Below are 25,600 nucleotides of genomic sequence, written 5' to 3' on the forward strand. Positions count from 1 at the left end.
CGGCAAAGCCTTAAGTCTGAGCTTGCACCGGTTCGCCGCTCTCCACGGGTAGCTCTTCCTGGGCTTTCGGCTCCTTGATCCTGAACCACGTCACATAAAGCGCTGGCAGGAACAGCAGCGTGATCGCCGTGCCGGCGATGATGCCGCCCATCATGGCATAGGCCATCGGGCCCCAGAACACTTCGCGCGCGATCGGGATCAGGGCGAGACTTGCGGCCGCCGCCGTCAGCGCGATTGGCCGCATGCGGTGTTCCGTCGCCTCGATGACGGCCGCCCAGCGGTCCTTGCCTTCCCGGACGAGATCCTCGATCTGCACGATCAGGATGACCGAGTTGCGGATCAGGATGCCGATCAGCGCCAGCACGCCGAGGATGGCGACGAAGCCGAGCGGCGCGCCGCTCGGCACAAGGGCCGCCACAACGCCGATCAGGCCGAGCGGCGCCACCGCCACCACCAGGAACAGGCGCTGGAAACTCTGCAATTGCACCATCAGGATCGTCGCCATGACGAACAGCATCAACGGCACGACGGCGGCGATCGGTCCTTGGCTTTTGGCACTCTCCTCGACCGAGCCGGCGGTGGCGATCGAATAGCCCGGCGGCAGCTTGGCGGTGAAGGCATCGACCGACGGCTTCAATTCGTTGACGACGGTGGCCGGCAGCACGTCGCCGACCAGTCCGGCGCGCACGGTGATGGTCGGGATGCGGTCGCGTCGCCACACCGTTGGCTGCTCCAGATCGTAGCGGAAGTTGGCGACGGCCGCGAGCGGGATCGCCTCGCCGGTACTGGTCGGCAGCTGCATGTTCTGCAACGTTTCGATCGAGCCGCGTTCGGACCCACGCGAGCGCGCCACGACATTGATCAGGTAGGTGGCGTCACGCACCTGCGTGATGGTAGCGCCGCCGACGGTGCTGTTGAGCGCGCTGGCGATGTCGGAAGAGGTGATACCGAGCTGGCGTGCCTTGTCCTGCAGCACGTCGACCCTCAGCACGCGTTGCGGCTCGTTCCAGTCGAAGGTAGGCGCGGCAAGCTTGGGGTTGGCGGAAATGATACCGGCGAATTGCTGCGCCAGCCCGCGCACCGTCTGGATGTCGGGACCGCCGATGCGATACTGCACCGGGCGGCCGACCGGGGGCCCGAGTTCGAGCGGCTTGACGAAGGCGTCGGTGCCGACGAACTCCTCGCGCAGCAGTTTTTCAAGCGCCGGCTTGACCCGGTTGCGGGCCGCGATGCTCTTGGTGACGATGACGGTCTGGCCGAAATAGGGGTTGGCCGGCTGCACGTCATAGGCGAGCACGAAACGCACCGCGCCCTGGCCGATATAGGACGAAAAATGGTCGATGTCGGGATTGCCGACCAACGCCCGCTGCTCGAACCGCTCCATCTGGTCGCGCGTATCGGCGATCGAGGCATTCTGCGGCAGGTTCCAGTCGACGATCAGCTCCGGCCGGTCCGATGGCGGAAAGAACTGCTGCTGCACCAGCCCGAAGCCGGCGATCGAGCCGGCAAACAAAAGCACGGTGACGATGATGGTCAGCCAGTGATGGCGCACCGAGCCGACAAGCACGCGCCGGAAAAGCGAGGTGAAGCGGCCGGGCTGATCGTGATGCTTGGTTTTCATCGTCGCCGGCAGGATGGTGACGCCGAGCAGTGGCGCAAACAGCACCGCCACGACCCATGACACCAGCAGCGAAACGGCGATGACCACGAACAGGGTGAAGGTATATTCGCCGGCGGCGCTGTTGTTGAGGCCGATCGGGATGAAGCCGGCGACCGTCACCAGCGTACCGGTCAGCATCGGAAAGGCGGTCGATGTGTAGACATAGGTCGCCGCCTTGCGCAGATTGTCGCCGACCTCCAGCCGCGCCACCATCATCTCGACCGCGATCATCGCGTCGTCGACCAGAAGCCCGAGCGCGATGATCAGCGCACCCAGGGAAATACGCTGCAGCGAAATGCCGAGATAGGCCATGACCGTGAAGGTGATGGCCAGCACCAGCGGGATCGACAGCGCCACGACGAAGCCGGCGCGCATGCCGAGGCTGATGAACGACACCGCGAGCACGATGGCGACCGCCTCGAACAGCGCGCGCGTAAAGCCCGAGACGGCCTCCTCGACAATGACCGGCTGGTCGGCCACCAGATGCACGCCGACACCGACCGGCAGGTCGGCCAGCACCTTGTCCATCTCCTTGTGCAGCGCCTCGCCGAATTCGAGCAGGTTGGCGTTGGGTTTCATGCCGATGGCGAGCCCGATCGCGTCCTGGCCGTTGAAGCGGAATAGCGCCGTAGGCGGATCGACATAGCCGCGCGTGATCGTCGCCACGTCGCTGAGGCGGAAGAAGCGGTCATTGACGCGCAGATTGATGGCGCGCAGGCTGTCCTCGGAGGTGAACTGCCCGCCGACACGCACGCTGATGCGCTCCGGCCCGGACTGAATGACGCCGGACGGCGTAATCGCGTTCTGCGCCTGCAGGCTTGCCACGATCGCTTGCTGGTTGAGGCCGAGGGCGGCGATCTGGCGGGTCGAGAATTCGAGATAGATCGCCTCGTCCTGGGCGCCGACCAGGTCGACCTTGCCGGCGTTGGGCACGGTCAGGATTTTTGTTCTGGCGTCCTCGACATAGTCGCGCAACTGGCGCGGCGTCAGCCCGTCCGATGTGAAGGCGTAGATGTTGCCATAGACGTCGCCGAAGCGGTCGTTGAAGAACGGTCCCTGCACCCCCTGCGGAAACTGCGCCCCGATGTCGTTGACCATGTTGCGCACCTGAATCCAGTTCGGCACGACATCGCGTGCCTTGGTGGTGTCCTTCAGGTTGACGAAGATGACGGTCTGGCCGGCCGTGGTGACGGACTTGGTGTAGTCGAGGCTGTCGAGTTCCTCGAGTTTCTTCTCGATACGGTCGGTCACCTGCTGCACGGTTTCCTTGACCGAGGCGCCCGGCCAGTTGGCCTGGATGATCATCGTCTTGATGGTGAAGTTGGGGTCTTCTTCACGGCCGAGATTGAGGTAAGAGAACACGCCAGCCACGACGAAGACCAGCATGAAATACCAGACCATGGAGCGGTGGTTGAGCGCCCAGTCGGAGAGATTGAAGCCTTTCATGAGGCCCCTCCCTCGGGCACTGTCACCTTCTGGCCTTCGCTCAGGCTGTGGACGCCCGCCGTGACGACACGCATGCCCGCGTCAAGCCCTTCGGCCACGGTGAAGATAACGCCATTCTTCGACGCGATCTTGATGTCGCGTGCGTTCACGCTGGATGTCTGCGGGTCGACGATCCACACTTTCGCGGAACCGTTCTTTTCGAACAGCGCCGACATCGGCAGTTCGATCGTCGGTGCCACCTTGGTCACGCGGGTCGCCGTCACCGTCGAGCCGAGCCGGAAGGCCTGTGGCGGATCCGTGAGCTTCAGCTTGACGCGCCGCGTGCGGGTCGAGCCCTCGGATTGCGGTGCGATCTCGCGCAGCTTGGCCCCGGTCTGGATCGTCGGCAGCGACTGCAGGATCACCTGGAAGGGCGTGCCGGCCTCAAGATCACCGGTCAATTGATCGGGAATGTCGACCACCGCCTCGCGCAGGTCCGAACGCGCCACGGTGACGATGGTCTGGCCGGGCGAGACCGTCTGGCCAACTTCGGCGCCCACCGCGGTGACGACACCGTCGAAATCAGAGAACAGCCTGGCATAGCCGAGCTGCTCCTGCGATTTGGCAAGCGAAGCCTTGGCCCGCTCGACACCTGCCTCCGCAGCTTTGCGCGCCTGCTGCGCGGCATCGAAGACAGCTTGCGTGGCGTTGGCCGAGGCGAGCAACTGGCGCTGCCGTTCCTCGCTGGCGGCGGCGTTGGCGAGCTGCGCCTCGGCATTGGACAGTTCCGCCTTGGCCGCCTGCAGGCCCAACTCCAGCGCGGTCGGATCGAGTGCCGCTATCGTCGTGCCCTTGCTGACGATGTCGCCGACCTGGACGTCGCGCGAGACGACCCGCCCAAGCAGGCGGAAGGCCAGGTCGGCGCTGACCTGCGGTTCGACGGATCCGGCAAAACCGAAGATTTGCGTGGTGCGCGGCTCGATCACCATCGACAGCACCGGTCGGATGATCTCTGGCGGCTTTTCCTCCGACTTGGAGCAGGATGCCAGCGCGCCGAGCATGAGCACGCCGAGCAGGATGCGTGGCGTTCGGCTCATTGGCCCGCTCCCGATATTTCGATCGTCTGTCCAGGGCTGAGCAGCTGTCCTCCAGCGGTGACGACGCTCTGGCCCGCGTCCAGCCCCTTGGCGATCACGACCGTGCCCGAATTGAACGCCAGCACTTCGACCGGCGCCATCGTCACCGCCTTGGTCGAGGGATCGACGATCCAGACCGCCGGCTTGCCGCCGCTGGACGTCAGCGCCTGCCAAGGCAGCAGGATCGCCTTCGCCGGTTTGGCGCTTACCGAGCCGATGACGGCTGCCCCCAGCGGCATGCCGGCGGGCGTGTCGGGAATGGCGACTTTGACCCGGATCGAGCCCGAAGCCGGGTCGACCGCAGGCGAGATTTCGCGGACCTTGCCCGTCGCCCTGACCTGCGGATCGGACAACAGCGTGATCGTCACCGCAGGCGATGCCGGTGTCTTGGCGATCAGCGTCTCCTGCACGTTGAATACCGCGTCGCGGTCCCCGTCCTCGGCGACGGTGAAGACGGTTTGCGCGGCTTGCACCACTTGGCCGGTTTCGACTTGGCGGGCGGTAATCACGCCGGCGGCACCGGCCTTGAGTTCGGTGAAGGACAGGTTTTGCTGGGCGTTGGAGAAAGCGCTCTGCGCGGCATCGACGCTGCCTTGTGCCATCTTCAGGGCCTGGTCCGCGGCGTCATAATCGCGCCTGGTGGTGAAACCCTGGGCGAGCAGCGTCTTCTGCCGTTCGAAGGCGGCGGCGGACTGGGTCAATTGCGCCTGTGCCGCGTCGAGATCGGCCTGCGCCGAGCGCAAATCGGATTCCTGCTCCTGCGGATCGATCCGGGCAAGCACCGTGCCTTGATCGACATGCTGGCCGACATCGACAAACCGTTCGGCGACGCGACCGCCGACCCGGAACGACAGATTGTTCAGCGTACGCGCCGCGATCACCCCGGTCAGCGAGGTCCTTGGCGCATAGTCGGCCATCGCCACCGTTTCGGTGCGCACCATGATCTGCAGTTTCTTGTCCACCGCTTCCTGCTTCTGGCAGCCGACCAAAAGCAGCGCAGCCGTGCAGGCGAAAAGCGCCGGGGCGGCTGGAAAAGACAAAAGACCGGGAGCTTGGACCGACGGCTGCGAGACGGGCGAAGTCACGTTCCTGCTCATGGGCTCCCCCGGCCGCGGCGGCTCGCTGGTCGCGATGCCTCGTGGACATCCAGAGGATAGTCGATCCCCGGGAAAAGGAAACCGGTCTCGTACGTGTATCGCCTGACTGGTTAAGCGCCGGGATCTGCCCACCGCAGGCCCAATCGCCTGCCGGTGGTGCCGACTTGAGGAAAACGTGAAATAAGGTCAGAAGATGTCTCAACGGCATCAAACAGGACGGGCGCCGGCCCGGTGAGGGATACGATGAAGAATTCAGCCATTTCCGAACGCAAGAACCAATCGATTTCCCGCGGTGTCGGCATGACCACGCAGATCTATGCCGACCGGGCTGAAAATTCGGAAATCTGGGATGTCGAGGGGCGTCGCTATATCGATTTCTCGTCGGGCATCGCCGTCGTCAACACCGGGCATCGCCATCCCAGGGTGATCGAAGCGGTCAAGGCACAACTCGACCGCTTCACCCACACCTGCCACCAGGTGGTGCCCTATGAGAGCTATGTGCGCCTGGCCGAACGGCTGAACGGCATGCTGCCCGGCAAGTTCGAGAAGAAGACGATCTTCGTCACCACCGGGGCGGAGGCGGTAGAGAACGCCATCAAGATCGCCCGCAATGCCACCGGCCGTCAGGCGGTCATCGCCTTCGCCGGCGGTTTCCATGGCCGCACCTTCATGGGCATGGCACTGACCGGCAAGGTCGTGCCCTACAAGGTCGGCTTCGGCGCCATGCCGGGCGATGTCTATCATGCGCCGTTCCCGGTGCCGCTGCACGGTGTCTCGGTCGCCGACTCGCTGGCGGCGCTCGACCGGCTGTTCAAGGCCGATGTCGATCCGGCCCGCGTCGCCGCCATCATCATCGAGCCGGTTCAGGGCGAGGGCGGCTTCTACGAGGCGCCGCGTGACTTCCTGGTTGCGCTGCGCAAGCTTTGCGACCAGCACGGCATGCTGCTGATTGCCGACGAAGTGCAGACCGGCTTTGCCCGCACCGGCAAGATGTTTGCGATGGATCACCATGAGGTGGCGGCCGACATCACCACCATGGCCAAGAGCCTGGCCGGCGGTTTTCCGCTGGCGGCGGTCACCGGCCGCGCCGAAATCATGGATGCGCCCGGCCCCGGCGGGCTAGGCGGCACCTATGGCGGCAGCCCGATCGGCGTTGCCGCCGCGCACGCCGTGCTCGACGTGATCGAGGACGAAAACCTGTGCGACCGCGCCAACACGCTGGGCGCAAGGCTGAAGCAGCGGTTGCAGTCGATCCGCGACGACGTGCCCGAGATCGTCGACATCAGAGGCCTCGGCTTCATGAACGCGGTCGAGTTCAACGACGTCAAGAAGGGCCTGCCGTCGGCCGAGATCGCCAATGCGATCCGGTTGAAGGCGCTCGACAAGGGCCTGATCCTGCTGACCTGCGGTGTCTACGGCAACGTCATCCGCTTCCTGGCGCCGATCACCATCCAGGACGAAGTCATGAACGAAGCACTCGACATCCTGGAAAGCTCGATCCGCGAAGTCTGCGCCGCCTGAACTTCTACCTCCCCCTTGTGGGGAGGTCGGACCGAAGGTCCGGGTGGGGCGCCTCGCGCAGACCCCACCCCGCTGCTTCACAGCGACCCTCCCCACAAGGGAGGGTAAGCGGGGGCTAGCCCGCAGCCCTGGCAGGCTCATCCTGCTGAAACGCGGCCAGCGCCGCCTTCAAACCGTCAGGTCCCTCAGCAACCGTTTCCGGCGTCGGCGAAAAGCCGGCGCCGAGCATCTTGCGGCCAAGCATGTGGTCGCCGGGGCGGTTGACCGATTCGATGCCGAGCAGCCGGTCGCCGGCATAGTGGTAGATCGAGAATTTGTTTTCGGGCAGGTCGCCCAGCACGACATGGCTGTCGCCGCCGGCGGTCAGGCCGACCATCTGCAATTTCATGTCGCCGATGTCCGACCAGAACCATGGCACCGCCGAATAGGCGTCGGTGTGGCCTGATATCGTGCGCGCGGCAAGCCGCGCCTGATCGGTGGCGTTCTGCACCGATTCCAGCCGCACGTCGCCGCCGGTGAACCAGTGACGGTAGGAGGCAGCATCGCCAATGGCAAGAATCTCCGGCATCGACGTGCGCATCTGATGATCGACGCGGATGCCGTTGGCGATGCCGAGGCCTGCAGACTGCGCCAGTTCGACATTCGGCATGGCACCAATGCCGACGATGACCATGCGCGCCGGCAGCCTTTCGCCTGACGAGGTGATGGCGGCCGTGACATGACCGTTTTCGCCATCGAGCCTGGCGATCGAGGTGCCGGTGAGAATGCGCACGCCTGTCGCTTCCAGCCGTTGCCGGACGTGGCTCGCCACCACCGGCGCCACGGCGCGGCCGAGTAGCCGGTCCACGGCCTCCACCACTGTCACCGTGCGGCCGGTGGCCCGCAGTGTGGCTGCTATCTCCAGCCCGATGAAACCGCCGCCGAGGATGACGATTTCGTCGCTTTGCGCGCTGAGGTCGCGGATCAGCCGCGCATCGGCCAGCGAGCGCAGCGACAGCACGCCGGACAGGTCCGAGCCGGGCAACGGCAGGGTGCGCGGGCGCGAGCCGGTCGCCAGGATCAGGTGATCAAAAGCAAGCGCGCCACCGCCTGATATCTCCAGGCTGCGGCGCTCGGCATCGATGCGATCGATCCTGACGCCAGGCCGGTAATCGATGGCGCTGCCGGTGTAAAAGGCCTCGCCGCGCAAGGGTTGCGGCTTGGCCTCGGCATCCTTGATGAAAGTCTTCGACAGCGGCGGCTTGTGATAGGGAAGTTCGTCCTCATCCCCGACGAGGATCACCGGCCCGTCATAGCCGTCTTCGCGCAGACTGGCGGCCGCTTGCACGCCCGCATGACCCGCGCCGACAATGACCACACCGTTCTTCATCGCATTCCAATCCCGCTTCTATCCTAGGATGTTTCGCCAAGTGGCAATTGTCTGGTGCCGCCGCAAGAGAGCTTTTGCGGGTCGCACCCGGAATGGCAGCTGTCAATCGTACAGTTCAACGGCAAGACCGGTGCAGAAAGACGCATAAGTTGACAGTCGTAGTTTAGAATAATTCTAAACTGTTGTTTCAATTGACTTTTCCTACGGATTGTCATTGACATCCGACGATGTCGCAGCTTTATGGAAGCTCGCGCGTCAGCGCATCCCTTTAATGTCTGGGCCTTGAACCCTTTCGATTGGAGGCATTTTGGTGTCTTTCTTCCGCGAACCGCGCGCTAGCGCGGCATCTCTTGCGCCCAATGGCCCGCAGATGGCCTGGCGCCGGTTGCTGTGCGCGCCGTTTACAGAATTTCCGAGAAACTGGAGAGTGATTATGACAGCACGATATGGCAGCAGGCTTGCGGCGATCGGCGCCACTGCCCTGCTGACGGCGGCGGTATTCGTGTTGCCGGCAAAGGCGGAAACCGATGCAAAGGCCGTCATCAAGACCTATTCCGACATCGCGCTCGCCAAATATGAGGATTCGCTGACCACCGCGCAGGCGCTCGACAAGGCGGTCGACGCGCTGCTCGCCACGCCATCGGCGGAAACCCTCAACGCTGCCCGTGACGCCTGGAAGGCATCGCGCGTTCCCTACCAGCAGACCGAGGTCTACCGCTTCGGCAGCAAGATCGTCGACGACTGGGAAGGCAAGGTGAATTCCTGGCCGCTGGATGAAGGTTTGATCGACTACATCGCCAAGAGCTACGGCACCGAATCGGACGCGAATGCGCTCTACACGGCCAATGTGATCGCCAACAAGGAGATCGAGATCAACGGCAAGAAGGTCGATGCATCGAAGCTTTCGCCGGAATTCCTCTCCGGCACGCTGCAGGGAGCCGGCGGCATCGAGGCCAATGTCGCCACCGGCTACCACGCCATCGAATTCCTGCTCTGGGGCCAGGACCTGCATGGCACCGGGCCGGGTGCCGGCGAGCGCCCCTATACCGACTACGACCTCCAGAACTGCACCGGCGGCAATTGCGATCGCCGCGCCGAGTATCTGAAATCGGCCAGCGACCTTCTGGTTTCGGATCTTCAGGAGATGGTCGGCAACTGGAAGGAAGACGGCGCCGCCCGCAAGGCTCTCGTCGATGGCGAGCCGAACACGGCGATCTCGACCATCTTCACCGGCATGGGCTCGCTGTCCTACGGCGAACTGGCCGGCGAGCGCATGAAGCTCGGCCTGCTGCTGCATGATCCGGAAGAGGAGCACGATTGCTTCTCCGACAACACGTACAATTCGCATCTCTACGACGCCATCGGCATTCGCGCGGCCTATCATGCGAGCTACACGCGTCTCGACGGCACCGTCGTTTCGGGTCCCTCGGTGGCCGATATGGTGAAGGCGGCCGATCCGGCGATCGACAAGGAACTGTCTGACAAGCTCGATGTTTCGGTCGCCAAGATGGAGGCGATCAAGGCGCGTGCACTGGCCGGCGAGGCCTATGACCAGCAGATCGCCGAGGGCAACATTGAGGGCAACGCCACCGTGCAGGCGGCGATCGATGCGCTGATCGATCAGACCAAGTCGATTGAGCGCGCCGTCGGCTCCTTGAAGCTCAGCACCATCGCCTTCGAAGGGTCCGATAGCCTCGACGCGCCGGACAAGGTGTTCAAGTAAGGGTCGAAAGACAGGTGACTGATCCGGGAGCCGGAAAACCGGCTCTGGAACGGCCTCCGCTAGAAAATCAAGCCACACGGCGCGGGAGACGCCGTCAGCCAGCCGAGCAAGCCAATGCTGATTTGTCATTGCAATATCATCAACGAGAAGGAGATCGAGCAGACGATCGTCGGGCTGCTGGACCAGGATCCCTGGCAGCTGATCGTGCCGGCGAAGATCTATCATGCCATGCAAAAGCGCGGTCGCTGTTGCGGCTGCTTCCCAAATGTGGTGGAAACGATCATTCGGGTCACCGAAAATTACCACGCCCGCTCGGAGGCGAGCGGCGTGGATGTCGTTTCACACCTGGATCGCGTCAGAGGCCTGCGCGTCCAATACGGGAGCAGAATTCATGAAAGGCGATCCGCAGATCATCGAGCGGCTTAACGAGGCCCTTTTTCTGGAACTCGGGGCCGTCAATCAGTACTGGGTGCATTTCCGTCTGCTTGAGGACTGGGGATACGCCAAGCTGGCAAAGAAGGAGCGGGCGGAATCGATCGAGGAGATGCACCATGCCGACAAGCTCGTCGCCCGCATCATCTTCCTCGAAGGCCATCCGAACCTGCAGTCCGTGGCGCCGCTGCGCATCGGGCAGAACGTCAAGGAAGTGCTCGAATCCGACCTTGCCGGCGAATATGACGCACGTACCGCTTACAAGCGTTCGCGCGAAATCTGCAACGACGCCGGCGACTACGTGACGATGAAGCTGTTCGAGGAATTGCTCGCCGACGAGGAGGGCCACATCGACTTTCTCGAGACGCAACTCGACCTGCTTGCCTCGATCGGCGAGGAGAAATACGGCCAGCTCAACGCCGCATCGGCGGACGAGGCGGAGTAAGGGCATGCGGGAATGCGGCGCCTGCTAGAATTCGTGCGCCGCTCGCGGCGGGCCGATGGCTCGCCGTCCCTTCCAAAGACGTCAGCCGGATTGGCGCGTCGGCACTATGTCATGCTCGTGTTGGCACTCACCTCTTCGGCGATGGCGGGTGATATTCAGCCAGCCGGCCTCGCCGTCACGCGCACCGACCTCAATGCGAAGGATCAGGCGCGCGTCATCGCCGTCACCAGGCCGACCACGGATTTTTCCAGGCCAGAGCAGTTCGAACTGATGCAAGGTGGCGCCGGCACGTCCCGAAAGGACGTCAGCCGCGATTCCTTCTCGCAATCCTCGGCCAACATCACCTTCGAGGAAGAGGGCGACTTCAAGCTCGGCAATGCCCTTTTCCGCAAGAATTGGGTCTCGTCGCCATCCTCGACGCAGGCTTCGGACGGGCTCGGCCCGCTGTTCAACGAACGCGCCTGCCAGAACTGCCATCTGAAGGATGGCCGCGGCCGCCCGCCGCAAGGCGACGCCGGCACCACGTCGATGTTCCTTCGGCTGGCCCGCGACGCCAGCAGCGCGCAAGAGAGGGAGGCGCTTGCCGACCACGAGGTGCCTAACTTCCCCGACCCGGTCTATGGCAGGCAATTGCAGGAGCTCGCCGTGCCCGGCCTGCCCGGTGAAGGCAGGATGCACATCGACTATCAGGAACGTAAGGTGGAGCTGACGGACGGCACAGTGATCTCCTTGCGCAAACCGAGCTATTCGGTTGACGGCCTTGGCTACGGGCCGCTTGACCCACGCACCACGCTGTCGCCGCGCCTGACGCCGCCGATGATCGGCCTGGGCCTGATCGAACAGATCGCGCCGGCTGATATTCTCGCCCACGCCGATCCGGACGACAGGGACGGCGACGGCATTTCCGGCAGGCCGAACATCGTGCGCGATGGCTTGAGCGGGGAACTGACGCTCGGCCGCTTCGGCTGGAAGGCGCAGACCGCGTCGATCCGCCAGCAGGCAGCGGATGCCTTTGCCGGCGACATCGGCATCTCGACGCCCGAAGAGCCGAAGCATTGGGGCGATTGCACTGCTGCGGAGGCAAAATGCCTCGCCATGCCGAACGGCGTGCAGCAGCGTCTTGGCCCGGTCGAGGCGCCGCCGCCGGTGATGGATCTCGTCACCTTCTATTCGCAGAACCTGGCCGTGCCGGCGCGCCGGGATCTCGACGCCCCACAAGTTCTCAAAGGCAAGAAGGTCTTCTATGAGATGGGCTGCATTGCCTGCCACACATCGAAATTTGTCACGCGCCGCGACACGCCCAACAAAGCGCAGGCCTTCCAGCTGATCTGGCCCTATTCCGACTTCCTGCTGCACGACATGGGGCCAGATCTGGCCGATGGCCAGGCCGTGGGAGATGCGACGGGCAATGAATGGCGCACGCCGCCACTGTGGGGCATCGGCCTGACCGAGACGGTCAACGGCAATTCCTTCTTCCTGCATGACGGGCGCGCGCGCAGCCTGACCGAGGCGATCCTGTGGCATGGCGGCGAGGCACAGAAAGCGCGCGACCGCTTTGCCGCAGCCAATGCGGCCGACCGCAATGCGCTGCTCAAATTCCTGGAGTCACTGTGATGTTCAAGCGTTCTGCATTGTTTCTCGTTCTTCCGCTGGCTCTGCTGGGCGTTGTCCCTGCGTCGGCGGCGGTCAAAGCCTCCGATATCATCCAGCGCGCGATCGATGGCTTCGTCCGCCCGGCCTATGCCGGCCTGCATCAGCATGCGGAAGCCTTGACGAAAGCGATGCACAAGCTCTGCGAAGCGCCCTCGCAAGGAGAACTCGATGCCGCACGCGCCGAATTCTCCGCCACCGTCTATGCCTGGTCGTCAGCCGAAATCATCGGCTTCGGACCGATCAAGGAGAACAACCGGCTGGAACGCATGCTGTTCTGGCCGGATCGCAAGAGCATCGGCCTGAAACAGGTACAGGCGGCGCTGTCCGCCAAGGATCCGACCGCGACCGATCCGGCACAACTGGCCGGCAAGAGCGTTGCCATGCAGGGGCTGGGCGCGCTCGAATTCGTTCTTTACGGCGACGGCGCCGATGCACTTGCCGGCAAGGATGATCCCTACCGCTGCGCTTATGGCACTGCTGTTGCCGGCAACATCGAAACCATGGCCGGCGAGGTCAGCGCCGCCTGGAACAAGCCGGGCGGCTTTGCCGCCCTTTGGGCCAATCCGGGGCCGCAGAACCCGCTCTACCGCGACGGCAATGAAGCGGTGACCGAACTGGTCGGCGTCTTCATCAATGAGCTGGAAATGGTCCGCGACGTGCGCCTGAAAGGGTTTTTCGGTGGCAAGCCGGATGCGGACAAGCCGAAACAGGCAATCTACTGGCGCTCGCAAAACACCACCGCGTCACTGGCCGGCAATCTCTCCGGCATCGATACGCTGTTCCAGGCCTCGAAACTTGGTGACGCTCTGCCGGCCGATGCGCGCTGGATGGCCGAATCGATCCATATCCAGCTGGTCAACGGTGTCGCCACCGCCAAGGCGGTCAGTGGTCCAATCGACAAGACGCTTGCCGATCCGGCGCTGCGCGACAAGCTCGATCATTTCGCGCTGATCACCTCCAGCCTGTCGACCTTGATCGGCACCAGGTTGACCGCCGAATTCGGCCTGACCGCAGGCTTCTCGTCGCTGGATGGGGACTGAGCATGACCTTGAGATTGGCCGAAACGCCCATAGCTTCGTCATCCTGGGGCGAAGCAAGGAGCGAAGCGACGCAGCGCAGACCCCGGGATCCATGCCGCGACTTCAAAGCGCTGCCGCGGTCCAGAATTTTGCTCCGTTGCACCCGACGGTCAAGGTCACGGCATGGATCCTCGGGTCTCCGCGACGGAGCTTCGCTCCTGCTCCGCCCGTGGATGACGAAGTTCCGGAGGCTTCGGCCAACTTCCAATGTCTGCGATGGATTATTCCAAGAATCGGTAGGTGCCAAGCGTCAGCTCCGATCCGTAATAATCACCGTGTCCTGGAGCGAGCCAGTGCAGGGGAGGATAGTCTCTTGAAAACCTCCCTCATCGATCGCCGCGATTTCCTGAGGGCTGCGGGTATCGGCTTTGTCGCGGCAATGGCGCCGTCGGCCTGGGCAACGACGCTTGCGGCCGACGCCGTCTTCGCCACCGCTTTCGTCAAACGCGACGGCAGCTTTGGCGCTGCCGTCCTGTCCGAGGCCGGCAAGGTCCTGCATGCGATCGACCTGCCCGATCGCGGCCACGATGTCACCTTCGATCCCATATCGAAACGCTCGGTGGTCTTCGCGCGTCAGCCCGGCACCTTCGCCGTGGTTTTCGATCACTCGGGCCGTGACGCGCCGCTGACCATCGCCAGCATCGCCGGCCGGCATTTCTTCGGCCATGGCGTGTTCTCGCCCGACGGGGCGCTGCTTTATGCCACCGAAAACGACTTCGAGAATGCTGCCGGCGTCGTCGGCGTCTACGACGCGCGGGCGAAATTCAGCCGCATCAGTGAGTTCCCGACCTATGGCATGGGTCCGCACGAGCTTCTGCTCCTGGGCGATGGCAGGACGATTGCGGTTGCAAATGGCGGCATCGAGACTCATCCGGACTACGGCCGCGCCGAGCTCAACATCGCCACCATGAAGCCGTCCTATGTGCTGATCGACCGCGTCACCGGCTATGTCATCGAGAAACACGAATTGCCGGCCGCACTGCATCAGCTGTCGATCCGCCACATGGACACCGATCCGTCCGGAACCGTCTGGTTCGGCTGCCAGTACCGGGGACCGGGCAGCGATCGTCCATTGCTGGTCGGTCGCGCCGCGCGCGGCAAGGATCTGCAGTTGCTCGACATGCCGCAGGACGTTTTGTCCGGCTTCCGCAACTACATAGGCTCGGTCGCGGCCAATCGGGCTGCCGGAACCGTCGCCGTTTCCTCGCCGGAAGGCAACTCGCTTGTCGTGATCGATGCGGCCAGCGGCCGGGTCGTTGCGAACAGCGCGTTGGTCGAGGTCTGCGGCGTGGCGCCCGATGGAACCGGCTTCATGGCCACCACCGGCGCCGGCGAGATCGTCGAGGGCAGCGGCGCGACACGCTCCGAACCGGACTATGTCTGGGACAACCACATGCTGCGCATCGAACAGGCCGCATAGTCTACCAGCGAAGCCGTTTAACGAATTATGCACTATCCCCTTGCGGTGGCGGGCCGTGGCGGGCACAGGGAATTGTTTTTCGAACCGGTTGCCTCATGAAATTGCTTGCCATCGACTGTGCCGCCAACCTCTGCGCCGCTAGCGTCTATGACGCGACGGCGAAGCAGGAGCTTGGCCGCTCGGTGCTCGATCTCGGCAAGGGCCATGCCGAGCACCTGATGGCGGTCACGGCCGAAGCGCTGGAGGCAAGCGCAACCGACTATGCGGGTCTTGGCGCCATTGCCGTCTCCGTCGGCCCAGGTTCCTTCACCGGTCTGCGGGTCGGCGTCTCGACCGCGCGTGGCCTGGCGCTGGCGCTGAAGATACCGGCAATCGGGGTGACGACACTGGAGGCGCTGGCCGCCGAAGCAGCAGCGGTATTTCCCGGTCGCGCCGTGCTGGCGGCGCTCGATGCCGGCCGTGAAGAGATCCACGCGGCCTTTTACGACAAAAGGTTAGCCTTGACTTACGGTCCGGCCGCGGCCACGCTGGCTGACGTGGTGGCCATGGCGAAGGAAACGTCTCCGGTGCTTGCCGGCACCGCGGCAGCGCTCATCAGCGCATCGGCCGGGCGCGAATTTGATGTCGGCCCTCGGACATCCACCGCCGACATTGTCACCTACGCCCGCCTGGCTGCCGCCAAGGGCGCAGGCGAACGGCCGAAACCACTCTATATGCGCGGCGCCGACGCCAAGCCGCAGGCTGGCTTTATTCTATCAAGGCAAGAAAGATAAATGCGCATACCTTTTCTCCAACCACGCCGCCGGGACTACGCGCTCGAGCCGCTGAGGATCGCCGACAGTCCGGCGGTCTCGCTGCTGCATCGCGAGGACTTTGTCCGCCCCTGGACCGATGGCGAATTCGCCGCGTTGCTCGAACAGGACACCGTGTTCGGCTATGCCGCGCGCGAAACCGGACAGGGCTCCAAGCCGCCCGTCGGCTTCGTGCTGGCGAGGCTTGCGGCAGGCGAGGGCGAGATCCTGACCGTCGCGGTGGCGCGATCGCATCGTCGCCAGGGGTTGGGCTGGCAATTGATGGACGCGGTGTTGCGCGAACTGCACGCGCAGCGCGCCGAAGCGCTGTTCCTCGAGGTCGACGAGACCAATGTCGCGGCGATCGCGCTTTATCGTCGGCTGGGCTTCCGTGAGGTCGGCAAGCGGCCGAATTACTACAGATCGGCCGAACACGGACCCACCGGCGCGCTTGTCATGCGCCGCGATCTTCGCTAGCGAGACGGCCGGATGGGGCGATGATCAAGAAAATCAGGATTCTCCTGGCGCTGGGCCTCGTTGTCGCCGGTTCGCTGGTCCTCGTGCCGTTACAGATCCTGTCGATGAAGACTGGCTGGTGGCCGGAAACCTTCATCCTCAAGGTCTGGCACAGGCTGATCGTCAGGGCGCTCGGCATGCGCATCCATGTCAAGGGAGCGCTGTCCGACAAGCGCCCGCTGCTGGTTTCGTCCAATCACATCTCCTGGACCGACATCATGGTGCTCGGCTCTTTTGCCGACGTAAAGTTCATCGCCAGGGCGGATATGGAAGGCTGGCCGCTGATCGGCATGCTGTCGAAGCTGCAGCGCACCGTGTTCATCGAGCGCGAGCGCAAGCGATCGTCGGGCGACCAGGCAAGCGAGATTGCCAGCCGCATGGCCAAGGGCGATGCGATGGTGCTGTTTGCCGAGGGCTCGACCGGCGACGGCAATATGGTCCTGCCGTTCAAGAGCACGCTGTTCGGCGCCGCCTCGATGGCGATTTCCGAAGGCGCGGCGGAACAGGTGTTCATCCAGCCGGTGGCGATCGCCTATACGCGTCTGCACGGCGTGCCGCTCGGCCGCCGGCATCGCCCGCTTGCCGCCTGGATCGGCGATGAGGATTTGATGCCGCATCTCAAGGTATTGCTCGCTGAGGGCGCGCTCGACGTCGAGGTGCATTTCGGCGAGGCAATCGCCTTTTCCAAGGGTTCGAACCGCAAGGAGACGTCGAAACTGATGGAAAGCCAGGTGCGTGAGATGATGCAGGCGGCGCTTGCCGACCCGCGGCCGAGCCGGTAGCTCCGGCCTTGCTGGCGCGGGCCGAGAATCGTCTGTTTTTTGTCACGGAAAGGCGTTAGAAGCCGCCTTATGGACTTGAACACGATAGAAAGCGACGACATCGGCACTACGGCTGGACAGCCGGCGGTGCTTCCCGCGGCAGCGAGAAAAGTCTTCATCAAGACCTATGGCTGCCAGATGAATGTCTATGATTCACAGCGTATGGCCGATGCGCTGGCTGCCGACGGCTATTCCGCGACCGATGCCATTGGCGAGGCCGACTTGGTGTTGCTGAACACCTGTCATATCAGGGAGAAGGCGGCCGAAAAGGTCTATTCCGAGCTCGGCCGTATCCGCGACATGAAAGCCGAGCGTGCCCTGGCCGGCCGTGAGATGCTGGTCGGCGTCGCCGGCTGCGTGGCGCAGGCCGAAGGCGCCGAGATCATCCGCCGTTCGCCTGCCGTCGACCTGGTCATCGGTCCGCAGACCTATCACCGGCTCCCGGACGTGCTGGCGCGGGTGCGCGGCGGCGAAAAGATCGTCGAGACCGACTACGCCATCGAGGACAAGTTCGAGCATCTGCCGCAGCCCAAGCGCGCCGAGGTCATCAAGCGCGGCGTCACCGCCTTCCTCACCGTGCAGGAAGGCTGCGACAAGTTCTGCACATTCTGCGTTGTGCCCTACACAAGGGGCTCCGAAGTCTCCCGGCCGGTGGCGCAGATTGTCGCGGAGGCTGAGCGCCTGGCTGAAGCCGGCGTGCGCGAAGTGACGCTGCTTGGCCAGAACGTCAATGCCTGGCATGGCCGGGGCGAAGCCAAAGGGGGCAAGACCGAGGAGTGGGGCCTTGGCCGCCTGCTGTTCAGGCTGGCCGAAATCCCCGGGCTGGCGCGTCTGCGCTACACCACCAGCCACCCGCGCGACATGGATGACGAACTGATCGCGGCCCATCGCGATCTGCCGACGTTGATGCCCTATCTGCATCTGCCGGTGCAATCCGGCTCCGACCGCATCCTCAAGGCGATGAATCGCCGGCACACGGCGAGGGATTATCTGGCGCTGCTCGACCGTATCCGTACCGCGCGGCCTGACATCGCGCTCTCCGGCGACTTCATCGTCGGCTTCCCCGGCGAGACCGAGGCGGATTTCGAGGCGACCATGGAGTTGGTGCGTCAGGTGAATTACGCCTCGGCCTTCTCGTTCAAATATTCGCCGCGCCCCGGCACGCCGGGCGCCGAAATGTCCGATCATGTGTCGGAAACGGTCAAGGACGAGCGCTTGCAGCGGCTGCAGGCTCTGCTTGTGAAGCAGCAGCAGGATTTCGGCTTGAGCCTCGTCGGCACCACCATCGACACGCTGATCGAGAAGCCCGGCCGTCAGGCCGGCCAGAAGGTTGGCCGCTCACCTTGGCTGCAGCCGGTTATTGTTGATGAAAAGGCCGGCGAAATCGGTGACATTATCCAGGTGCGAATCACGAAGACGGGCTACAATAGCCTGTTCGCCGAATTGGCCTGAGGGTCTCGGCAGATGAGGAGAGACGGTTGAGCGCAGCAGAGCTGAAGAACCTGCCCCCGGTACCGGCATCTGGGGCTTCTGACATGGCGCACATCGTTCTGACTTTCGACAACAACAAGCTTGCCAGCGCCCTTTATGGTCAGTTCGACGAAAACCTCGCCAGGCTGGAGCAGAAGCTTGGCGTCGACATCCGCTCACGCGGCAACCAGCTGACCATCAAGGGCTCAGCGTCGGCCGCCGAGCAGGCGCGCCGCGCCCTGGACAATCTCTACGGCATTCTCCAGAAGGGCGTCGATATCGGCCAGTCCGACGTCGACGGCGCCGTGCGCATGGCGATCGCCGCCGACGATCAGCTGACCCTGCCGACGCTGGAGCGCAAGGGCAAGGTTTCCGCCGCCCAGATCGCCACCCGCAAGAAGACGATCTATGCCCGTTCACTTAACCAGGATGCCTATATGCGGGCGCTGGAACGGTCGGAACTGGTGTTCGGCATCGGCCCGGCCGGCACCGGCAAGACCTATCTGGCGGTGGCGCATGCGGCGATGCTGCTCGAGCGCGGCATGGTCGAGCGCATCATTCTCTCGCGGCCTGCGGTCGAGGCCGGCGAACGGCTGGGCTTCCTGCCCGGCGACATGAAGGAGAAGGTCGATCCCTATCTGCGGCCGCTCTATGATGCGCTCTACGACATGATGCCCGCCGACAAGGTTGAGCGCGCCATTGCCGCCGAAGTGATCGAGATCGCGCCGCTCGCCTTCATGCGCGGCCGCACGCTGGCGCATGCCGCCGTCATCCTCGACGAGGCGCAGAACACCACGCCGATGCAGATGAAGATGTTCCTGACGCGTCTGGGCGAAAACTCGCGCATGATCGTCACCGGCGACCCGACCCAGATCGACCTTCCCTCGAACACCAAATCGGGCCTCGTCGAAGCCTTGCGGGTGCTGGACGGCGTGGCGGGCGCGGTCACCGTGCGCTTCAACGACGGCGATGTGGTCCGCCATCCGCTGGTGGCGGAAATCGTCAGGGCCTACGACCGGGACGCCAAGCTGGCGCGCGGCCTCGGCGCCGAGAATTGATGTTGACGATGCGGCTTCATGCCTGAGGACATAATATCCAGCGACGGGAATGTTCCCGTCGACATCGACATATCGGTTGAGGCGGGCAACTGGCCCGACGAGGTAAGCCTGACGCGGCTGGTCGATGGCGCCGTTAAGGCGGCTTTTGCCGAAACCGGCGTGGCGGGCCGTTCCGAACTCAGCCTCGTTTTTACCGACGACGCCCATATCCAGGTTCTCAACGCCGGCTGGCGCGGCAAGGACAAGCCGACCAACGTCTTGTCTTTTCCGGCTTTTCCGTTTGCGCAAGGCGGTCCGTTGCCGCCGATGCTGGGCGACATCGTGCTGGCCGCCGAAACGGTCGCCCATGAAGCGGCACTGGAAGACAAGCCGGTCGAGAACCATATCACCCATCTCGTCATCCACGGCCTGCTGCATTTGCTGGGCTACGATCACGAGACCGAGGCCGAGGCCGAGGCGATGGAAGCCGTCGAACGCGCGGCGCTTGCAAGGCTTGCCATTCCCGACCCCTACGCGTAACTACATCTGATCAATTGACCGGACGACGATGAACGACAAACCAGAGACTGCCGCCCGCCCCGACGCCGGCAGTGCGACCAAGGCTTCCGACACGTCGGAAGAGGGATCAAGTCCGAGTACCGTTACCTCTGGTGCTAACAGTACCTCTGGCGCTAGCAGTACCTCTGCTGCTGCCGGTGCTGGCAGCGCTGCCAGCGAGACGTTGCCTGCCGGTCCCTCCCTGTTCGACCGCGTTCTGGGCCTGTTCAAGCAACGCAACGGAACCAGCCTGCGTGAGGAAATTGCCGGCGCGCTAGCCGAGACGACGAGCGATGCCGGCGCCTTCTCGCCCGGCGAACGCGCCATGCTCAACAACATCCTGCGGCTGCGCGAAGTGCGCGTCGAGGACGTCATGGTACCGCGCGCCGACATTCAGGGGGTCGAAATCACGACGACGCTCGGCGATCTCCTGGGCACTTTCGAACAATCCGGCCATTCGCGCATGCCGGTCTATTCCGAGACGCTCGATGATCCGCGCGGCATGGTCCATATCCGTGACGTGCTGGCCCACATCACCAAGATCGCGCGCGTCAAGAAGGGCCGCACGACCAGGAAAACCCCCGCTGCCACGGTTCTCGATCTTGCCCAGGTCGACCTCGCACGCACCATTGGCGACCTCAATCTGATCCGCCCGGTGCTGTTCGTGCCGCCGTCGATGCTTGCCTCCGACCTGATGGGCCGCATGCAGACGACGCGCACCCAGATGGCGCTGGTCATCGACGAATATGGCGGCACCGACGGCCTCGCCTCGCTGGAAGACATCGTCGAGATGGTGGTCGGCGACATCGAGGACGAGCATGACGACGACGAGCCGATGATCACCCAGAGCGGCGACGGCGTGTTCATCGTCGACGGCAAGGCCGAGATCGACGACGTCGCCAAGATGATCGGCGGGGATTTCGCCGCCGGTGAACATGGCGAATATGTCGACACGATCGGCGGCATGATTTTCAACACGCTTGGCCGTGTTCCGGCCCGCGGCGAGGTGGTGCAGGCCATACCCGGCTTCGAGTTCCACGTCCTCGACGCCGATCCGCGCCGCGTCAAGCGCGTGCGCATCGTGCAGAGCCAGAAGGGTGAGCGCCGCCGGCGCGCCACCGCGCGCACCGAACAGGCGTAAGCATGATGCCGAAAAGTTGCAGACTTTTTGGATGAACATCATGCGGCAAAACCAGGGCTTAAGCATGATGCCGAAAAGTTGCAGACTTTTCGAATGAACATCATGCGGCAAAACCAGAATCCAGGCGCTTAGGGATGGCGGTCGAGGACCCCTTCAAGCATCCAAGTCTGGGGTCCGGTGTCTTCTACAAGGACCCTCATGCCGCGCTGGACTGGCTGGAAGCAGCCTTCGGCTTCGCGCGCAGCATGGTGGTCAGCGATGCCGAGGGAAAACTCGTCCATGCAGAGATGCGATTCGGCGACAGCTACATCATCGTCGATTCCGAATGGAGCGATTATGTTGCCAGCCCGGCTTCGGTCTTGGGCAAGAACACGCAGTCGATCTATGTCAGGCTGAAGCGCGGCCTGGATGCGCATTGCGAGAAGGCGCGGGCTGCCGAGGCTGATATAATCCAGGAGCCGGCGGATCAGTTCTACGGTGAGCGCCAGTATCGTGCACGCGACCCCGAGGGCCATGTCTGGACCTTCACGCAGACCATCCGTTCAGTTCCGCGCGAGGAGGCCGAGCGGCTGGGCGGCGTTCAAATCGAGGGTTGGCACCGGTAGGGCAGGGCCGAAGCTGTGCATCTCAGCCAGCCCATCCGCCGTTTGGAGCGCGGAGCGCAGCCTGTTAAATCTTGTGTCCTGATTCGCGACTCGGAAGTATGCATGGAGCGCCTCACCGGCCGGATAATTCTGCTTTGGGGTTGGCGGCGTGCGCTCGTGGCGTTTCTCGCAGGCGCTTTTGCCGTGCTTGGGCAGGCGCCTTACGATTTCTTCGCCGCCTGTTTCGTCTCGTTTCCGCTGCTGGTCTGGCTGCTCGACGGCGCCACCGGCGAAGCTTCCGGCAGCCTGTTCCAGCGCCTGCGGCCGGCTTTCGCCGTCGGTTGGTGGTTCGGTTTCGGCTATTTCCTCGCCGGCCTCTGGTGGATCGGCTCGGCGCTGCTGGTCGAGGCCGACAGTTTTGCCTGGGCGCTTCCCTTCGCGGTGGTCGGCATTCCTTTCATGCTCGCCTTTTTCTACGGCTTTGCGGCAATCGTTGCCCGGCTGCTGTGGAGCAACGACATTGGCCGCATCGCCGCCCTTGCCTTCGGCTTCGGCCTGGCGGAATGGCTGCGCGATTTCCTGTTCACCGGTTTTCCCTGGAATGCCGTCGGCTACGCGGCCATGCCCGTGCCGCTGCTGATGCAGAGCGTCTCGGTGACGGGCATGATCGGCATGAACGCGCTCGCGGTGTTCGTCTTCGCATTGCCGGCACTGCTGGCGGCACGTCGGCATCTGCGCCTCGGCGCGGCACTGTTTGTCGTGCTCGCCGCCGCCCATGTCGGCTTCGGCTATGTCAGGCTTGCCGCTCCCGAACCGCCAGCTTCACGCAGCCTGGATGTCCGCATCGTCCAGCCGGCCGTTGACCTGTCGGAAAAATGGGATGCCTCGGTGCGCGACCGCATCTTCGCGGTCCTGATGGGGCTCTCGGCCAAGGCGCCGGACCCAGGCCATCAAAAGCCGCAACTGATCTTGTGGCCCGAAACCTCGGTGCCGTTCCTCTTCACCGAGCGTCCGGACGCATTGACGGCGCTGGGGGACATGCTCGGACCCGGCCAGATGCTGATTGCCGGCGTCGTTCGCGAGGAAGGCGGTTCGGCCGCGAATGCCGACAGCCGTTACTACAACTCCGTGGTGGCGATCGACGACAAGGGTGAAATCGCTGACGCCGTCGACAAGGTTCACCTGGTGCCGTTCGGCGAATACCTGCCTTTCGCCGATCTGCTCCAGCGTTTCGGCATCGAGCAACTGGTTGCCGGGCCGATGAGTTTCGCGGCCGGCAATGAGCGCCACGCCATCACGCTGCCCGATGGCATCCGTGCGCTGCCATTTATCTGTTATGAGGTGATCTTTCCCGATCTTGTGGCAGTTGACGCTGCGTCAGCGCAGCTTATTGTGAACGTTACCAACGATGCGTGGTTCGGCGACACGCCGGGTCCGTATCAGCATTTCAGGCAGGCCCAGATCCGTGCGGTGGAAAATGGATTGCCATTGGTGCGTGCTGCCAACAACGGCATCTCGGCCGTCGTCGATCCGCGTGGGCGCATCGTCGATGCGCTTGCGATCGACGCACGCGGCGCCATCGACGCCCACATACCGATTTCCGGACAGGCGCTCATATCTCCCGGCCAACGGTGCATTAACGGAATGCTGATCATGTTGCTGTTTGCCGTTGGGGCAGCGCTGTTGAACGTAAGGCAAAGGCTACGGGTGAATTGACAGCCCACACATTAGAAACTCATACTGTAAGTGCCTGAAAATTTCTCGAAGCCGGTGGATCGTTCTGTTGGGGCAGTTGCCTCCGGCTTTGTTTGGGCAGGAAAAAAATAGAGAAAGCCGAAAAAATTCGGCGAGGAAAAAATGACAGAAGACAACAAGAAGAAACCGAATCCGATCGACATCCATGTTGGCAGTCGCATCCGGCTTCGCCGCAACATGCTGGGAATGAGCCAGGAAAAGCTGGGAGAAAACCTCGGCATCACATTTCAACAGATTCAGAAATATGAAAAAGGCACCAACCGCGTCGGCGCCAGCCGATTGCAGGCGATAGCGTCCATACTCGGCGTGCCTGTCGCCTTCTTTTTCGAGGATGCGCCCGGCCAGGAGCCCGTGGCGGGCCGCGGATTTGCCGAGGACGCGTCGATGGCTTTCGCCGTCGAATTCTGCGGCAGTCCCGAAGGACTCCAGCTCAACCGGGCCTTTGTCAAGATCGCGGACGCCAAGGTGCGCCGCAGGATCATAGACCTGGTCAAGTCCCTCTCCACCGACGATCCCGACTGATCGGCAATCACGCCAGGACTGGCGGCGTCTTGCCGCCGGTGGCACAAGATAACTGCATCGACATCATGCCAGAACCGAAGCACCGCTTGACGAGCGGCGCTTCGCCCCGCTAACACGTGGCGCGCCAAAATCGGCAGCCTGCCGATCGTTTTTCAAGAGGGGACACCCGTGACGCGGCAGAACTACTTCTTTACCTCGGAATCCGTTGCCGAGGGCCATCCCGACAAAGTCTGTGACCGGATTTCCGACGAGATCGTCGATCTGGTGTATCGCGAAGCCAAGAAGACCGGCATGGACCCGTGGAAAGTCCGTGTCGCCTGCGAGACGCTGGCCACCACCAACCGTGTCGTGATCGCCGGCGAAGTGCGTGTTCCCGACACGTTGCTCAAGCGGGACAAGGCCGGCAATATTCTCAAGGATGCCGCCGGGCATTCGGTCGTCAATCCGGCCAAGTTCAAATCGGTCGCCCGCAAGGCGATCCGCGAAATCGGCTACGAGCAGGCCGGCTTTCATTGGAAAACGGCGAAGATCGAGGTTCTGCTGCACGGCCAGTCGCCTGACATCGGCCAGGGCGTCGACAATGCCTCCGACCGTCAGGGCGAAGAGGGTGCCGGCGACCAGGGCATCATGTTCGGTTACGCCTGCCGCGAGACGCCGGATTTGATGCCGGCGCCGATCTACTACAGCCACAAGATCCTCGAACTGCTGGCTGCCGCTCGTCACGAAGGCAGCGGTGAAGCCGGCAAGCTCGGGCCGGATGCCAAGAGCCAGGTCACCGTTCGCTATGTCGACGGCAAGGCCGCCGAGGCGACGCAGATCGTGCTGTCCACGCAGCATCTCGATGCGAGCTGGGATTCGAAGAAGGTCCGCAAGGTCGTCGAACCCTATATCCGGGAGGCGCTGGGCGACCTCAAGATCGCCGACGATTGCATGTGGTACATCAATCCGACCGGCAAGTTCGTCATTGGCGGGCCGGACGGCGATGCCGGACTGACCGGCCGCAAGATCATCGTCGACACCTATGGTGGTGCCGCACCCCATGGCGGCGGCGCCTTCTCCGGCAAGGACACCACCAAGGTGGATCGTTCGGCGGCCTATGCGGCGCGCTACCTGGCCAAGAACGTCGTGGCGGCGAAACTCGCCGACCGCTGCACCATCCAGCTTTCCTACGCCATCGGCGTTGCTCAGCCGCTGTCGGTCTATGTTGACTTGCACGGTACCGGCAAGGTCGACGAGGCAAAGCTCGAGGACGCGTTGCGCACGGTAATGGATCTGTCGCCGTCGGGCATCCGCCGTCACCTCGATCTCAACAAACCGATCTACGCCAAGACGTCGTCCTACGGCCATTTCGGCCGCAAGGCCGGCCGTGATGGGTCTTTCTCCTGGGAAAAGACCGATCTCGCCAAGGCGCTCAAGGACGCGGTCGCCGCCTGACAGCGGCGCCG

At 63.5% G+C, this 25,600-nt stretch carries 22 protein-coding genes; 18 read left to right on the top strand and 4 right to left on the bottom strand.

All coding sequences use genetic code 11. The features are described 5' to 3' along the window. Positions 1 to 10: 10 nt before the first annotated feature. From NKJ00_RS21100 to NKJ00_RS21110, 3 genes are read right to left on the bottom strand one after another with little or no spacing between them, the layout of a single operon-like run. On the bottom strand, positions 11 to 3,106 hold the full coding sequence (locus NKJ00_RS21100) for an efflux RND transporter permease subunit (protein ID WP_352631025.1): 3,096 nt from the start codon (positions 3,104 to 3,106) through the stop codon (positions 11 to 13). Continuing rightward, entirely contained in the window at positions 3,103 to 4,182 is a 1,080-nt protein-coding gene (locus NKJ00_RS21105; RefSeq protein WP_352631027.1) for an efflux RND transporter periplasmic adaptor subunit, read from the bottom strand. The genes NKJ00_RS21100 and NKJ00_RS21105 overlap by 4 nt, the downstream gene beginning before the upstream one ends. Further along, positions 4,179 to 5,318, bottom strand: a complete 1,140-nt coding sequence (locus NKJ00_RS21110; protein WP_023811425.1) for an efflux RND transporter periplasmic adaptor subunit — start codon at positions 5,316 to 5,318, stop codon at positions 4,179 to 4,181. Before NKJ00_RS21110 ends, NKJ00_RS21105 begins: the two co-directional genes overlap by 4 nt. A gap of 243 nt (positions 5,319 to 5,561) precedes the next feature. Between NKJ00_RS21110 and NKJ00_RS21115 the strand changes: the two genes are divergently transcribed. Further along, entirely contained in the window at positions 5,562 to 6,839 is a 1,278-nt protein-coding gene (locus NKJ00_RS21115; protein ID WP_352610760.1) for a 4-aminobutyrate--2-oxoglutarate transaminase, read from the top strand. A gap of 115 nt (positions 6,840 to 6,954) precedes the next feature. Here NKJ00_RS21115 and NKJ00_RS21120 read toward each other — a convergent pair whose 3' ends face one another. Continuing rightward, positions 6,955 to 8,208, bottom strand: a complete 1,254-nt coding sequence (locus NKJ00_RS21120; RefSeq protein ID WP_352610759.1) for an NAD(P)/FAD-dependent oxidoreductase — start codon at positions 8,206 to 8,208, stop codon at positions 6,955 to 6,957. A 433-nt stretch (positions 8,209 to 8,641) separates the two neighbouring features. Here NKJ00_RS21120 and NKJ00_RS21125 point away from each other — a divergent pair, with 433 nt between their 5' ends. The 17 genes from NKJ00_RS21125 (at position 8,642) to metK (ending at position 25,589) form a co-directional block, all read left to right on the top strand. After that, the gene (locus NKJ00_RS21125; protein WP_352631029.1) at positions 8,642 to 9,931 is read left to right on the top strand and encodes an imelysin family protein; all 1,290 of its coding nucleotides are present in this window, start codon (positions 8,642 to 8,644) and stop codon (positions 9,929 to 9,931) included. 114 nt (positions 9,932 to 10,045) lie between these two features. Further along, a complete protein-coding gene (locus tag NKJ00_RS21130) occupies positions 10,046 to 10,357 on the top strand; it encodes a (2Fe-2S)-binding protein (RefSeq protein WP_352631031.1) in 312 nt (103 codons plus the stop codon). After that, positions 10,323 to 10,808: a bacterioferritin gene (gene bfr / locus NKJ00_RS21135; protein WP_013527914.1), complete on the top strand. Its 486-nt coding sequence runs from the start codon at positions 10,323 to 10,325 to the stop codon at positions 10,806 to 10,808. Before NKJ00_RS21130 ends, bfr begins: the two co-directional genes overlap by 35 nt. A gap of 12 nt (positions 10,809 to 10,820) precedes the next feature. After that, positions 10,821 to 12,422 (top strand): di-heme oxidoreductase family protein, encoded by a 1,602-nt coding sequence (locus tag NKJ00_RS21140; protein WP_352554672.1) that lies wholly within the window; start codon positions 10,821 to 10,823, stop codon positions 12,420 to 12,422. Further along, complete coding sequence (locus tag NKJ00_RS21145) at positions 12,422 to 13,501, top strand: imelysin family protein (RefSeq protein ID WP_352610755.1); 1,080 nt, start codon at positions 12,422 to 12,424, stop codon at positions 13,499 to 13,501. Before NKJ00_RS21140 ends, NKJ00_RS21145 begins: the two co-directional genes overlap by 1 nt. A gap of 352 nt (positions 13,502 to 13,853) precedes the next feature. After that, a complete protein-coding gene (locus NKJ00_RS21150) occupies positions 13,854 to 14,960 on the top strand; it encodes a DUF1513 domain-containing protein (protein WP_352631033.1) in 1,107 nt (368 codons plus the stop codon). A gap of 95 nt (positions 14,961 to 15,055) precedes the next feature. Next, entirely contained in the window at positions 15,056 to 15,733 is a 678-nt protein-coding gene (gene tsaB, locus NKJ00_RS21155; protein ID WP_352631035.1) for a tRNA (adenosine(37)-N6)-threonylcarbamoyltransferase complex dimerization subunit type 1 TsaB, read from the top strand. Then, a complete protein-coding gene (gene rimI / locus NKJ00_RS21160; RefSeq protein WP_024503455.1) occupies positions 15,734 to 16,228 on the top strand; it encodes a ribosomal protein S18-alanine N-acetyltransferase in 495 nt (164 codons plus the stop codon). A 20-nt stretch (positions 16,229 to 16,248) separates the two neighbouring features. After that, positions 16,249 to 17,049 (top strand): lyso-ornithine lipid O-acyltransferase, encoded by an 801-nt coding sequence (olsA, locus tag NKJ00_RS21165; RefSeq protein WP_352631037.1) that lies wholly within the window; start codon positions 16,249 to 16,251, stop codon positions 17,047 to 17,049. A 69-nt stretch (positions 17,050 to 17,118) separates the two neighbouring features. Beyond that, on the top strand, positions 17,119 to 18,540 hold the full coding sequence (gene miaB / locus NKJ00_RS21170) for a tRNA (N6-isopentenyl adenosine(37)-C2)-methylthiotransferase MiaB (protein WP_352631039.1): 1,422 nt from the start codon (positions 17,119 to 17,121) through the stop codon (positions 18,538 to 18,540). An 83-nt stretch (positions 18,541 to 18,623) separates the two neighbouring features. Continuing rightward, on the top strand, positions 18,624 to 19,616 hold the full coding sequence (locus NKJ00_RS21175) for a PhoH family protein (protein WP_023758127.1): 993 nt from the start codon (positions 18,624 to 18,626) through the stop codon (positions 19,614 to 19,616). Positions 19,617 to 19,634: 18 nt separating this feature from the next. After that, positions 19,635 to 20,135: an rRNA maturation RNase YbeY gene (ybeY, locus tag NKJ00_RS21180; protein WP_352631041.1), complete on the top strand. Its 501-nt coding sequence runs from the start codon at positions 19,635 to 19,637 to the stop codon at positions 20,133 to 20,135. A gap of 28 nt (positions 20,136 to 20,163) precedes the next feature. Continuing rightward, complete coding sequence (locus NKJ00_RS21185; RefSeq protein WP_352631043.1) at positions 20,164 to 21,294, top strand: hemolysin family protein; 1,131 nt, start codon at positions 20,164 to 20,166, stop codon at positions 21,292 to 21,294. A 134-nt stretch (positions 21,295 to 21,428) separates the two neighbouring features. Next, a complete protein-coding gene (locus NKJ00_RS21190) occupies positions 21,429 to 21,899 on the top strand; it encodes a VOC family protein (protein WP_352631045.1) in 471 nt (156 codons plus the stop codon). Between the two features lie 102 nt (positions 21,900 to 22,001). Further along, positions 22,002 to 23,594 (top strand): apolipoprotein N-acyltransferase, encoded by a 1,593-nt coding sequence (gene lnt / locus NKJ00_RS21195; protein WP_352554679.1) that lies wholly within the window; start codon positions 22,002 to 22,004, stop codon positions 23,592 to 23,594. A gap of 141 nt (positions 23,595 to 23,735) precedes the next feature. After that, positions 23,736 to 24,155 carry a helix-turn-helix domain-containing protein gene (locus NKJ00_RS21200; RefSeq protein WP_023811410.1) on the top strand — a complete coding sequence of 140 codons (420 nt, stop codon included), beginning with the start codon at positions 23,736 to 23,738 and terminating at the stop codon, positions 24,153 to 24,155. A gap of 168 nt (positions 24,156 to 24,323) precedes the next feature. After that, entirely contained in the window at positions 24,324 to 25,589 is a 1,266-nt protein-coding gene (metK, locus tag NKJ00_RS21205) for a methionine adenosyltransferase (protein WP_023811409.1), read from the top strand. The last annotated feature ends 11 nt before the right edge of the window (positions 25,590 to 25,600 follow it).

Source organism: Mesorhizobium sp. M0227, assembly GCF_040321855.1.
In the GTDB taxonomy this organism is placed as follows: Bacteria; Pseudomonadota; Alphaproteobacteria; order Rhizobiales; family Rhizobiaceae; genus Mesorhizobium.